The following is an 11,277-nucleotide window of genomic DNA, read 5'->3' on the forward strand; positions in this document are numbered from 1 at the left end:
GTGTCAGCCTGCATACGGGCTGACACGCGCCCGTGCGGGACGACGTCCCGGAGGGTTCAGGCGTCCTCGGGGTTGAGCTCCGGCAGCGTGAAGCGGAAGGCCGCCCCGCCGCCGGGGGCGCGGCCGACGCCGATGGTCCCGCCGTGCGCCTCCACCAGGCCCTTGGCGATGTAGAGCCCGAGACCGGTGCCGCCGTGGCGGCGGTCGCGCCAGAACCGGCCGAAGATCTGCCCGACCAGCTCGGTCGGCACCCCTGGGCCCTGATCGCTGACGGTCACGGCGACCCCGCCCGGAGCCGGCTCCAGCCGCAGCGTGATCACGCCGCTGCCGTGCCGCTGGGCGTTCTCCAGCAGGTTGCCGATCACCTGGTCGACCTTGTCCGCGTCGACCCACAGTTCGCCGACCGGCGCCGGGATCTCGATCCGGAAGTTCTGCGGTGCCCCGCCGGCGGCGATCCGGCGCGCGACGTGGCGCTGCAGCGACTCGGCGAGGTCGGTCGGGCGGCGGTAGAGCTCGAGGCGGCCGGAGTCGATCCGCGCGATGTCGAGCAGCTCGGTGATCAGCCTGGCCAACTTGTCCGCGTCGGCGTCAATCGTGGCCAGCATCTCCTGGCGCTGGGCGTCGGTGAACCGGTCCCAGCGCGAGAGCAGGGTGGAGGTGAAGCCCTTCACCCCGGTGAGTGGGCTGCGCAGTTCGTGGGCGACCATCGCGACCAATTCGGCGCGCTCGCGGTCCCAGCGTTCCCGGGCGGCCCCGCTGCGCAGCGTCACCACGACCCGGGTCACCCGACCGAGGCGGGCCGGGCGCAGGTAGCGGGCGGAGACCAGCACCTCGCGGCCACCGACCAGGGTCAGCGGGCGCTCCGGGTGCCCGGTGCGGATGGCCAGCCCCCCGTAGGGGTTGCAGACCTCCCACCAGTCCCGGTTGCTCCGGTCGACCAGCGGCAGCACGCTGCCCAGGTCTTTGCCGATCAGCTCGTCGGACGGGAGGCCCAGCAGGCGCTCGGCGGCGACGTTGACGATCACGACCGCGCCGGAGTCATCCGCGACGACGACGCCGTCAGGCAGGTCGTCGTACGGAATCCGACCGTCTTGTGCGTCCCCCGGCGCGCTCACCATCACCTCGTCAGGATCGCGGAGAGATCATTATTGCGAGCACTTTTTGCGTTACCGCAACCCCGTTCTACCCCGCCTGCCTTGGATCTGACAGTCAGCTGTGACCGCCACTCGCTCATGCATGAGCGAATGGTCGTCCGGATCGGGACAAATCGGTCACCGACCGACCACTGGCTCATGCATGAGCGAATGGTCGCGTCGCCTAGCCGCGGCGTTGCGCGCGGGCGGACGCATAGAGACATACGGCGGCCGCGGTGGCCAGGTTGAGGCTCTCGGCGCGGCCGTGGATGGGCACCCGGACCACCTGGTCGGCCAGGGCGCGCAGTTCGGCCGGGAGGCCCCAGGCCTCGTTACCGAAGAGCCACGCGGTCGGGCGGGCCAAGTCCCCCGCGTCGTCCATGGCGTCGAGGTCGGCCGGGCCGGCCCCGTCGGCGGCCAGCACCTGCACCCCGGCGGCCCGCAGGGCGGCCACGGTGGCGGCGACGTCGGCCTCGACGGTCACCGGCAGGTGGAAGACGCTGCCCGCGGAGGCGCGGGCGCACTTGGGGTTGTAGAGGTCCACCGAACTGCGGGTGAGCACGACGGCGTCGGCTCCGGCCGCGTCGGCGACCCGGATCACCGTGCCGGCGTTGCCGGGGTCGCGGACCTCGGCGAGCAGAGCGACCAACCGGGGAGCGGGCTCGAGCGTCAGCGGGACGTCCAGGAACCGGCAGATCGCCACCACCCCCTGGGGGGTGACGGTCTGCGCGATCGCGGTCATCACGCGACCGGAGACCCGGTGCACCGGCACGTCGCCCGCAGCGGAGAGAAGCTCCGCGTGGCGGCCGACGGCCTCGCCGGTAACGAACAGCTCGACGACGTTGCCCGGCAGGCCGAGCGCCTCCCGGACCGCCTGCGGTCCCTCAGCGAGGAACCGCCGGTCCTGGGTCCGGAAGGTGCGCTTGGCCAGGCGACGCGCGGCCGCGACCGGCGCGGCCCTGAGGTTGGTGAGTTCGGACAGCGGGTCAGGCCGCCGGGGCGTTCCGGTCCGCGGGCAGCGCGGCCTTGGCGGTCTCGACCAGCACCGTGAACGCCGCCGGGTCATTGACCGCGAGCTCGGCCAGCATGCGCCGGTCGACCTCGATGCCGGCCAGGTTCAGGCCCTGGATGAGGCGGTTGTAGGTGAGGCCGTTCTCGCGGGAGGCGGCGTTGATCCGCTGGATCCACAGGCGACGGAAGTCGCCCTTGCGCTTCTTGCGGTCCCGGTAGGCGTAGGTCAGCGAGTGGGTGACCTGCTCCTTGGCCTTGCGGTACAGGCGCGAGCGCTGGCCGCGGTAGCCGCTGGCCTGCTCAAGAACCTGACGACGCTTCTTCTGGGCGTTTACCGCCCGCTTTACGCGTGCCACGTCGAAACTCCTCATGCGAGGGGCTGCTGCGGGAGCAGCCCCGGTTCGGTGGGGTCGAGGGTGCGAGTAGGTCTCTCGCGCGCGCTATTTCTTCAGCAGCTTCCTGATCCGCTTGGCGTCGCCGGGGGCCATCTCGGCCTCCATCGCGAGGCGGCGGGTACGCCGGGAGGACTTGTACTCGAGCAGGTGACGGCGGTTCGCGCGCTCGCGCATGATCTTGCCGGTCCCGGTGATCTTGAAGCGCTTGCTCGCGCCGCTGTGCGTCTTGACCTTCGGCATGGTGCCGTCTCTCCTCGATCTCAGCCGTGCTCAGTCCAGTGGACACCCCTGCGGGTGCGGTGGGTCACTCCTGCGGAGCGGCGTCCACCTCGGTCGTCCCGAAATCCTCCGGCGCCAGGTCCTCGAGCTCGCCCTCGAACTCGCCGTCGGACTCGCCGTCGCGCTTGGTACCGATGCGCGCCTCGCGTGCCTCCCGTGCCTCGGCCATCGCCTCGGACTTCTTCTTCGTCGGGCCCAGCACCATGATCATGTTGCGGCCGTCCTGCTTCGGGCTGAACTCCACGAACCCCAGCTCCGCGACGTCTTGCGCGAGGCGCTGCAGCAGGCGATACCCGAGCTCGGGACGGGACTGCTCCCGACCGCGGAACATGATCGTGATCTTGACCTTGTCGCCGGCCTTGAGGAACCGGACGACGTGACCCTTCTTGGTCTCGTAGTCGTGCGGGTCGATCTTCGGGCGCAGCTTCATCTCCTTGATGACGGTCTGCGCCTGGTTGCGCCGGGCCTCGCGGGCCTTGAGCGCGCTTTCGTACTTGAACTTGCCGTAGTCCATGAGCTTCGCGACCGGCGGACGGGCCATCGGGGCGACCTCGACCAGGTCGAGATCAGCCTCCCGGGCCAGCTCCATCGCCTTCGCGATCGGGACGATGCCGACCTGCTCGCCGTTGGGGCCGACCAGCCGGACCTCCGGCACGCGGATCCGGTCGTTGATGCGCGGCTCTGCGGTGATAGTGCCTCCCTCGAAAACTGATGACTGCCGACCGTCCGAAGGCACAAAAAATGGCTTCCGCGCACTCGCGGAAGCCGACAACCCGGCACACGTCCCCGCCCTGATTCAAGAGCGAAGTCGTGCGCAGACAGCCCCGAAGGGCCGTCATGACCGGGACCCGACGACCTGAAGCGGTCGCTGCGGGTGGGAGTCGGGCTCCACTTGTGCTCCGATCCAGCTGCGTCCGCCGCAAGGCGAACACAAACGGATCGAAAAGGTCGCTGGTCAGCCTACCAGTTGGGCAGGTAGGCCAGCTCCAGGCCGAGATCGAGCCGCTCGCGGAGCACCGGATGGGCGGCCAGGGCACTCGCCAGAGTCCGGGCGACCCCCGTCGGGTCAACGTCCGCCCGCAGGCCGAAGACCAGTACCGCGTCGGCGCCGGCCTCGGAGGCGACCAGGCGGTGCCGGGTGATCGCCGGCTCCCCCGCCGCCACCTCGGCGACCGCTGCGGCCACCTCCGGGTCGGCCAGCGGAGGAACCGGTACCCGGCCCTGCGCCAGGGCCCGTAGGGCGGGTCCCTCCACCGCGAAGGTCACCGGGCCGCCGGGGTCCAGGATCAACAACTCGCCCTGTTCCGCCACCGTCGACAGGCAGGCCGTACTCGCCGCCACCGGCACCGGACGGGCCTCGTCGTTCCAGGCGACCAGGGCAGCCAGGCTGGTGAACGCCGGTAGGGCAATGCGGCCGTCCTCACCGCGAATGGTGACCAGCATCATGTCGGTCTCCTTGTCGGCGCCGGTGACGACGTCGACGTTCACCGCCCGGGCCACCACGGGCACCATCACCCGGCCGCCCACCAGCGAGGCGTACACCGGGTCGGGTGACCCGCCCGCGGCCCATGCGGCCAGCGCATCGACCAGCACCGAGTCGGCGGTGCCGTCATCGCCGGCGAACCCGGGGTCGGGGATGTGCCTGCTCATCCCGACTTCTCGCGCACCAGCGAGGCCAGCTCACGCGCGGCCCTCGGGGCGGCGTCGCCGTCGGAGTTCTGGATACCCATCGCCGGGATGGTCTCGCCGTTGGACAGGTCCAGGAAGGCCCACGGGTCACCGCGACGGAGCCGGACCGCGAGTACCTCGCCCCACTTCAGGTGGTGCCGGCGGAACAGGTTCACCACCTCCAGCCCGGAGTCCGAGGCGATGATCCGCACATCGCCGTGGCGATGCAGGAAGGCCGCCATCGGGATGCCGACCGCGAACACCCCGATCCGCGAAGGCAGATTCCAGGCGCGGGCGCCATCGTGCGGCAGGATCATCGCGACGATCGCCAACACCACGAGCAGACCGCCGGCGATCACGTAGCAGAAGATCCGGGTCTTGCGCGGCCGCCAGGTGTGCGGCAGGGCCAAAGCAGACATCTGACGGAGCGTCAGAGACGGCAGGCGTGGAGGTCGGTGGTCAGGCACTGTGCCCTGGCGCCGACCTCCCGCCCCTTCACAGCCGGCACGCGTGGATGTCGGTGACCAGGATCGCCCTGGCGCCGACCTCCCAGAGGTCGTCCATGATCCGCTGGGCGTCCCGGCGCGGGACCATCGCACGCACCGCGACCCAGGCGGTGTCGCGCAGGGGCGAGACCGTCGGGGACTCGAAGCCCGGGGTGATCGCGACCGCGGCCTCGACCACCTCGACGGGGCAGTCGTAGTCCATGAGCACGTAGCGGCGGGCCACCAGCACGCCCCGGAGGCGGCGGACCAGCTGGTCGAAGCCGGGCTCCGTGGCGGCGCCGACCCGCCGGATCATCACGGCCTCGGAGCACAGGATCGGTTCGCCGACCACGCGCAGTCCCGCCTGGCGCAGCGTGGTCCCGGTTTCGACCACGTCGGCGATGACGTCGGCGACCCCGAGCTGGATGGAGGTCTCGACCGCACCGTCGAGGCGGATCACCTCAGCGCTGACGCCGGCCTCGGCCAGGTGCTTGGCAACCAGTCCGGGGAAAGAGGTGGCCACCCGCAGGCCGCCGAGCTCGGTAACCCCCGAGTCCGCGGTGCCGGGCAGCGCGGCGAAGCGGAAGGTCGAACCGCCGAAGCCGAGCTCGAGCACCTCCTCGGCCGGGGCGCCGGAGTCCAGGAGCAGGTCCCGGCCGGTGATGCCCACGTCGAGGCGGCCGGAGCCGACGTAGACCGCGATGTCGCGCGGGCGCAGGAAGAAGAACTCGACGCCGTTGTCCGGGTCCTGGAGCACCAGTTCACGGCCGTCCGCACGCTGGCGGTAGCCGGCCTCACGCAGCATCGCGGACGCGGGCTCGGACAGCGAGCCCTTGTTCGGCACGGCGACGCGGAGCATGGGAAAAGGCCCCTTTCAGGGGGTGGCTGGGCGGGTGCTTCTACAGATGAGCGTATACGTCGTCGAGCGTGAGCCCGCTCGCGATCATCAGCACCTGCAGGTGGTAGAGCAGCTGCGAGATCTCCTCGGCCGCCCGGTCGGCGCCTTCATGCTCGGCCGCCATCCAGACCTCGGCGGCTTCCTCGATGACCTTCTTGCCGATCCCGTGGACGCCGCCCGCGACCGCGCGCACGGTTCCTGACGCCGGGTCACCAGCGGCCACCTTCGCGGTCAGCTCCGCGAACAGCCCGTCGAACGTCTTCACGGGAGGACAGGCTACGTGAGGAGGTGTCTGCGCAGCGCCGCCGCGGTCTGCACCGCGGCCTGCGCCGCCTCGTAGCCCTTGTCCTCGCTGGACCCGGGCAGCCCGCTGCGGGCGAAGGCCTGGTCGTCGGTGTCGCAGGTCAGCAGACCGAACCCGACCGGGACGCCGGTCTCGACGCTGACCTGGGTCAGGCCGAGAGTGGCGGCCTGACAGACGTATTCGAAGTGCGGGGTACCACCCCGGACCACGACGCCGAGCGCCACAACCGCGTCATGGCTCGCGGCCAGCCGCCGGGCGGCCACCGGCAACTCGAAGGCGCCCGGCACCCGCAGCACCAGAGCAGCTGCCAGGCCGGCTTCCTTCAGCGCCCGGTGGGTGCCCTCGAGCAGGCCGTCTATGACCTCGACGTGCCACTGCGCGGCGACGACGGCGACCCGCAACCCGGCGACGTCGCCGAGCTCATCCGGGTCGAGCTTGGGTGCTCCGGCCCCACTCATGAAAACGGCGTCCCGGGTCCAGCGCTGTCGTCGTGCTCGCCGCAGATATCGGGGTCCTCGGGCAGGTCGTGGCCCATCCGCTCCCGCTTGGTACGCAGGTAGTGCACGTTCTCCGGGGTCGGCTCGATGATCGAGGGCACCCGGGACAGCACCGGCACGCCGTAGTACTCCAGGCCGCGGCACTTCGCCGGGTTGTTGGTGAGCAGGCGCACCGAGCGCACCCCGAGGTCGAGCAGGATCTGCGCGCCGACGCCGTAGTCGCGGGCGTCGACCGGCAGGCCCAGGTCGAGGTTGGCGTCAACGGTGTCCCGGCCGTGGTCCTGCAGTTCGTAGGCCCGCAACTTGTGGGCCAGGCCGATGCCACGACCCTCCTGCCCGCGCAGGTAGACCACGACGCCGCGGCCCTCCTTGTCGATCCGGGCGATCGCCGAGCGCAGCTGCGGGCCGCAGTCGCAGCGCAGTGAACCGAAGGCGTCGCCGGTCAGGCACTCGGAGTGCACCCGCACCAGAACGCCTTCGCCGCCGGTGACGTCGCCACGGACCAGGGCGACGTGCTCGTCCTCGCTGTGCGCGGCGCCGCGGTCGGCGTAGGCGTAGGCCTGGAACTCCCCCAGCACCGTGGGCAGCCGGGTCTTGGCCAGCCGGATCACCTGCGACTCGACCCGGCGGCGGTAGTTGACCAGGTCGGCGATCGAGATCAGCGCGAGGCTGTGCTCCTCGGCGAACTTCGCCAGCTCGGGCAGCCGGGCCATCGAGCCGTCCTCGTTGACCACCTCGCAGATCACCCCGGCGGGCGTGAGCCCGGCCATCCGGGCCAGGTCGACGGAGGCCTCGGTGTGCCCGGGACGGCGCAGGACCCCGCCCTCGACCGCGCGCAGCGGGAAGACGTGGCCGGGCCGGGTCAGCTCCCACGGCTCGGTCGCGGAGTCGACCAGGACCCGGATGGTGCGCGAGCGGTCCCGGGCGGAGATGCCGGTGGAGATCCCGTCCCGGGCGTCGACCGAGACCGCGTAGGCGGTCTGCTTGCGGTCCTCGTTGACCATGGTCATCGGCGGCAGGCCGAGCCGGTCGAGGTCGGGGCCGGGCATCGGGACGCACACCACACCGGAGGTGTAGCGGATCATGAACGCCAGGAGCTCAGGCGTGGCCTTGGAGGCGGCGAAGACGAGGTCGCCCTCGTTCTCGCGGTCCTCGTCGTCGACGACCAGCACGGCCTTGCCGGCCCGGATGTCGGCGATGGCGCGTTCGATCGAGTCGAACGCGAACCGGGTGTCGGCCGGGGGCGTTCCGGTGTGCTCAGCCGTCATCAGCCACCTCCCGGTCCTGAGTGTCCGTACCTGCCTGCATGAGCCGCTCCACGTGCTTGGCGAGCACGTCGACCTCGAGGTTTACCTGGTCGCCGGGGGCTCGTCGGCCCAGGGTAGTCGCAGCCAGGGTGGTCGGGATCAGGCTGACGGTGAAGGAACTGACGCCCAGGGCGGCAACTGTCAAGGAGACCCCGTCGACGGCGATCGAACCTTTTTCGACCACGTAGCGGGAAAGTCCGACCGGCAGGCTGATCTCGACGAGCTCCCAGTGCTCGGCCGCGCGCCGGCTTCGGACGACCCCGACTCCATCAATGTGGCCCTGGACCAGGTGGCCGCCCAGTCGGGTGGCCATCGTCACCGCACGTTCCAGGTTGACCGGGGAGCCGGTCGCCAGTGCGCCCAGCGCGGAGCGGTCGAGGGTCTCCTTCATGACGTCCGCGGTGAAGGCGCCGTCGGTCACCTCCACCACGGTGAGGCAGACCCCGTTGACCGCGATCGAGTCGCCGTGCCCGGCGTCGGAGCAGACCGTCGGCCCGCGCAGGGTCAGCCGCGCGGCGTCCCCGGCCAGGGTCTCCAGGCCGAGGACCTCACCGAGTTCCTCGACGATGCCCGTGAACATCGGTCAATTCTCCACATCGGTCGGAGGAGCCGGCGCGGGCGCCGGCGGGCGGGCCACCAGTCGGACGTCGGGGCCGATCGGGGTGATCTCGTCCAGCCGCATGCGGCGGGCGGCCTCGATGGTCGGGGCCCCCGGCCCGGCCAGGGCCGGCAGACCGTCTCCGCCGATCAGCACCGGGGCGACGTACCCGACCACCCGGTCCACCAGTCCGGCCGCGAGGAACGACCCGGCCAACCGCGGCCCACCCTCCAGCAGGACCGAGATCACCTGCCGGGAGTGCAGCTCGGCGAGCACGGCGGCCAGGTCCAGGCCGACGCCATCAGCAGCCTGATGGACCGTCAGAAATTTGGCGCCCGGATACAGCAGCGGGTCCGCCGCGACCGCGCCCGGCGCCTTGAAGATCAGTGTCGGCGCGGAGTCGTCCAGCACCCGTGCGCCCGGCGGGGTACGCAGTGAGCTGTCGAGCACGACCCGCAGGGGCTGGCCGTTGCGCACCGGGGCGTCCCGCACGGTGAGCGCGGGATCGTCGGCGAGCACCGTGCCGACCCCCACGATCACGGCGTCGCACTCCGCGCGCAGCCGGTGCACGTCGGCCCGCGCAGCCGGGCCGGTGATCCACTGGCTGGTGCCGTCGACCGCCGCGGAGCGCCCGTCGAGGCTGGCCGCGTACTTCCAGGTGACGAAGGGCCGGCCGGTGCGCACCGACGTCAGCCATACCTCGTTGACCCGCTCGGCCTCGGCCGCGAGCACCCCGACCTCGACCTCCAGGCCCGCGGCGCGCAGCGCCTCGATGCCACCGGCCGCCGGTGCGAACGGGTCGCGCACCGCAACCACCACCCGGGCGATCCCGGCGTCGAGCAGGGCCTGCACACACGGCGGGGTACGCCCGGTGTGGTTGCACGGCTCGAGGGTGACCAGGGCGGTGCCGTTCTGGGCCCGGGTGCCCGCGGCGGCCAGGGCCAGTACCTCGGCGTGCGGGCCGCCGGCCTTCACATGGAAACCCTCGCCCACCACGGTGCCGACAATGTCGAGCACCACCGCCCCGACGACCGGGTTCGGGCTGGTCGTGCCCAGGCCCCGGCCGGCCAGGGCCAGCGCGCGGCGCATCGCGGCGTACTCGGCCTGGGATGCCACGGGTTACTGCTTGGCCCAGGTCGAGGCAGCGGTCGCCGCCTCCGCCTGCGCCCGCAACCGGCGGATCGCCTCGGCCGGGTCGTCGGCGCCGTAGACCGCGGAGCCGGCGACGAAAACGTCGGCCCCGGCCTCGGCACAGCGTTCGATGGTGGAGGCCGCCACTCCCCCGTCGACCTGGAGCCACAGGTCGAGGTCGCGGCCGGCGATCAGCTCGCGGGCCCGGCGGATCTTGGGCAGCACCACGTCGAGGAAGGCCTGCCCGCCGAATCCGGGTTCGACCGTCATCAGCAGCAGCATGTCGAGTTCGGGCAGCAGGTCGGCGTAGGCGTCGACGTCGGTGGCCGGCTTGAGCGCCATGCCGGCCCGCGCCCCCGCCGCCCGGATCGCCCGGGCCAGCCGGATCGGGGCGTGCGCCGCCTCCACGTGGAACGTCACAGAGCCGGCGCCGACCTCGGCGTAGGCCGGGGCCCAGCGGTCGGGGTCGGCGATCATCAGGTGGCAGTCCACCGGGGTGGCCACCCGCTTGAGCAGCGCCTCGACGATCGGCAGACCGAGCGTCAGATTGGGCACGAAGTGGTTGTCCATGACATCGACGTGCAGCCAGTCGGCCGACCCGGCAACCCGCTCGCACTCCTCGGCGAGCCGGGAGAAGTCCGCGGAGAGAATGCTCGGCGAGATCTGGACGCCCATGGAGGCGGAGCGTAACGGCCGACGCTCCGGGCCTCGCGCCGGGGCGAAACTGAGGAATCCAACGGATTACCGAGATCTCACTGCAGGCCCTCGTCGGTGTGCGGACTTGTTGGCCAGAAACGCCTATTTGCAAGGGAAAATGCCTCGTGTGGCCTCTCTACTCACGGGTATCGAGTTGGTTAGCTTGAGCCCTCTCCGGGGGAGGCAGTCATGAAGAACCGCACGGCAACGGTGATGTTGCCCGCCGCCTTGGTCGTCGCCGTCACGGCGACATCGGCCGGGGCGGCGAGAACCACGCCACTCGCCCCGGAGTGCACCGCCGAGGGCACGAAGGTGCGCTGCCTCTACACCAAGCCGTCCGCGGTCCCGACCGTCTTCACCGTGCCGGCCGGCGTGGTCAACATGCTGGTGGCCGCACGCGGCGGCTCGGGTGGCACGGGCGATGCCGACCAGTCGAGTGACTGCACCGACGGCGCTCTCTCGCTCCCCCGCGCCGGAAGCGTGCCTGGCGCCGCGGGCGGACTCGGGGGCATCGCGAGCGCGGTCCTCAACGTCGAGCCCGGTCAGGTTCTTGATCTGTTCGTCGGCGGCGTCGGAAACTCGGCCAACGGCATCACCGGCGGCGCCGGCGGGGTGAACGGCGGCGCGCCGGGAGGCACGGTCCGCCTGGACCCGAGCACCGATGTCTGCGATCCGTTCAACCAGTTCGGTGGCGGCGGCGGTGGCGGCGGCGGCGGGTCGTTCGTGATGGCCCACAACACCCTGCCGCAGGTCGCGGTCCCCCTGGTGTCCGCCGGCGGAGGCGGAGGCGGCGGTACGTACGCCGGGAAGACCGGCGGCATCGGCGGAGCCGGCGGCGGCAAAGCCGGCGACCCCGGTGCGGGCGGACCCAACCG

General features: G+C 71.6%; 15 protein-coding genes. 1 reads left to right on the forward strand and 14 read right to left on the reverse strand.

The genetic code is table 11. The features are described from left to right. Positions 1–56: 56 nt before the first annotated feature. The 14 genes from H0X00_RS16250 to rpe all read right to left on the reverse strand — a co-directional run bounded on the left by H0X00_RS16250 (position 57) and on the right by rpe (position 10,381). Positions 57–1,118, reverse strand: coding sequence for a HAMP domain-containing sensor histidine kinase (locus tag H0X00_RS16250; RefSeq protein WP_293772867.1), 1,062 nt, complete (start codon positions 1,116–1,118; stop codon positions 57–59). Between the two features lie 199 nt (positions 1,119–1,317). Further along, complete coding sequence (locus H0X00_RS16255; protein ID WP_293772851.1) at positions 1,318–2,199, reverse strand: RNA methyltransferase; 882 nt, start codon at positions 2,197–2,199, stop codon at positions 1,318–1,320. Further along, entirely contained in the window at positions 2,120–2,500 is a 381-nt protein-coding gene (gene rplT, locus H0X00_RS16260) for a 50S ribosomal protein L20 (RefSeq protein WP_293772853.1), read from the reverse strand. Before rplT ends, H0X00_RS16255 begins: the two co-directional genes overlap by 80 nt. An 84-nt stretch (positions 2,501–2,584) precedes the next feature. After that, positions 2,585–2,779 carry a 50S ribosomal protein L35 gene (gene rpmI / locus H0X00_RS16265; protein WP_293772854.1) on the reverse strand — a complete coding sequence of 65 codons (195 nt, stop codon included), beginning with the start codon at positions 2,777–2,779 and terminating at the stop codon, positions 2,585–2,587. A 64-nt stretch (positions 2,780–2,843) separates the two neighbouring features. Then, the gene (gene infC, locus H0X00_RS16270) at positions 2,844–3,509 is read right to left on the reverse strand and encodes a translation initiation factor IF-3 (protein ID WP_367186666.1); all 666 of its coding nucleotides are present in this window, start codon (positions 3,507–3,509) and stop codon (positions 2,844–2,846) included. Between the two features lie 269 nt (positions 3,510–3,778). Beyond that, positions 3,779–4,468 (reverse strand): SseB family protein, encoded by a 690-nt coding sequence (locus tag H0X00_RS16275; protein ID WP_293772856.1) that lies wholly within the window; start codon positions 4,466–4,468, stop codon positions 3,779–3,781. Further along, entirely contained in the window at positions 4,465–4,905 is a 441-nt protein-coding gene (locus H0X00_RS16280; RefSeq protein ID WP_293772857.1) for a PH domain-containing protein, read from the reverse strand. Before H0X00_RS16280 ends, H0X00_RS16275 begins: the two co-directional genes overlap by 4 nt. Before the next feature lie 76 nt (positions 4,906–4,981). After that, the gene (gene hisG / locus H0X00_RS16285) at positions 4,982–5,830 is read right to left on the reverse strand and encodes an ATP phosphoribosyltransferase (protein ID WP_293772858.1); all 849 of its coding nucleotides are present in this window, start codon (positions 5,828–5,830) and stop codon (positions 4,982–4,984) included. Positions 5,831–5,870: 40 nt separating this feature from the next. Then, positions 5,871–6,134, reverse strand: coding sequence for a phosphoribosyl-ATP diphosphatase (locus H0X00_RS16290; RefSeq protein ID WP_293772859.1), 264 nt, complete (start codon positions 6,132–6,134; stop codon positions 5,871–5,873). Positions 6,135–6,145: 11 nt separating this feature from the next. Further along, positions 6,146–6,631 carry a 6,7-dimethyl-8-ribityllumazine synthase gene (gene ribH, locus H0X00_RS16295; RefSeq protein WP_293772860.1) on the reverse strand — a complete coding sequence of 162 codons (486 nt, stop codon included), beginning with the start codon at positions 6,629–6,631 and terminating at the stop codon, positions 6,146–6,148. Beyond that, entirely contained in the window at positions 6,628–7,938 is a 1,311-nt protein-coding gene (locus H0X00_RS16300; RefSeq protein ID WP_293772861.1) for a bifunctional 3,4-dihydroxy-2-butanone-4-phosphate synthase/GTP cyclohydrolase II, read from the reverse strand. Before H0X00_RS16300 ends, ribH begins: the two co-directional genes overlap by 4 nt. Next, positions 7,928–8,557, reverse strand: coding sequence for a riboflavin synthase (locus tag H0X00_RS16305; RefSeq protein ID WP_293772862.1), 630 nt, complete (start codon positions 8,555–8,557; stop codon positions 7,928–7,930). Before H0X00_RS16305 ends, H0X00_RS16300 begins: the two co-directional genes overlap by 11 nt. Before the next feature lie 3 nt (positions 8,558–8,560). Further along, on the reverse strand, positions 8,561–9,691 hold the full coding sequence (ribD, locus tag H0X00_RS16310; protein WP_293772863.1) for a bifunctional diaminohydroxyphosphoribosylaminopyrimidine deaminase/5-amino-6-(5-phosphoribosylamino)uracil reductase RibD: 1,131 nt from the start codon (positions 9,689–9,691) through the stop codon (positions 8,561–8,563). Between the two features lie 3 nt (positions 9,692–9,694). Beyond that, a complete protein-coding gene (rpe, locus tag H0X00_RS16315) occupies positions 9,695–10,381 on the reverse strand; it encodes a ribulose-phosphate 3-epimerase (protein WP_293772864.1) in 687 nt (228 codons plus the stop codon). A gap of 210 nt (positions 10,382–10,591) precedes the next feature. Between rpe and H0X00_RS16320 the strand changes: the two genes are divergently transcribed. After that, positions 10,592–11,277, forward strand: a 686-nt coding sequence (locus H0X00_RS16320; protein WP_293772866.1) for a glycine-rich protein, incomplete at its 3' end; no start/stop codon positions are given.

Origin of the sequence: Sporichthya sp., from assembly GCF_013815995.1 — a bacterium.
Classification (GTDB): domain Bacteria; phylum Actinomycetota; class Actinomycetes; order Sporichthyales; family Sporichthyaceae; genus Sporichthya.

Excerpts from the sequence above, each read along its gene's own strand:
- H0X00_RS16275 (WP_293772856.1), bottom strand. The coding sequence starts at position 4,468 with ATGAGCAGGCACATCCCCGACCCCGGGTTCGCCGGCGATGACGGCACC.
- H0X00_RS16300 (WP_293772861.1), bottom strand. The coding sequence starts at position 7,938 with ATGACGGCTGAGCACACCGGAACGCCCCCGGCCGACACCCGGTTCGCG.
- rpe (WP_293772864.1), bottom strand. The coding sequence starts at position 10,381 with ATGGGCGTCCAGATCTCGCCGAGCATTCTCTCCGCGGACTTCTCCCGG.
- ribH (WP_293772860.1), bottom strand. The coding sequence starts at position 6,631 with ATGAGTGGGGCCGGAGCACCCAAGCTCGACCCGGATGAGCTCGGCGAC.
- H0X00_RS16280 (WP_293772857.1), bottom strand. The coding sequence starts at position 4,905 with ATGTCTGCTTTGGCCCTGCCGCACACCTGGCGGCCGCGCAAGACCCGG.
- H0X00_RS16255 (WP_293772851.1), bottom strand. The coding sequence starts at position 2,199 with ATGACCCGGCGGCGTTCACGGTGCTGGTCGAGACCGCCAAGGCCGCGC.
- H0X00_RS16250 (WP_293772867.1), bottom strand. The coding sequence starts at position 1,118 with ATGGTGAGCGCGCCGGGGGACGCACAAGACGGTCGGATTCCGTACGAC.
- H0X00_RS16305 (WP_293772862.1), bottom strand. The coding sequence starts at position 8,557 with ATGTTCACGGGCATCGTCGAGGAACTCGGTGAGGTCCTCGGCCTGGAG.
- rpmI (WP_293772854.1), bottom strand. The coding sequence starts at position 2,779 with ATGCCGAAGGTCAAGACGCACAGCGGCGCGAGCAAGCGCTTCAAGATC.
- hisG (WP_293772858.1), bottom strand. The coding sequence starts at position 5,830 with ATGCTCCGCGTCGCCGTGCCGAACAAGGGCTCGCTGTCCGAGCCCGCG.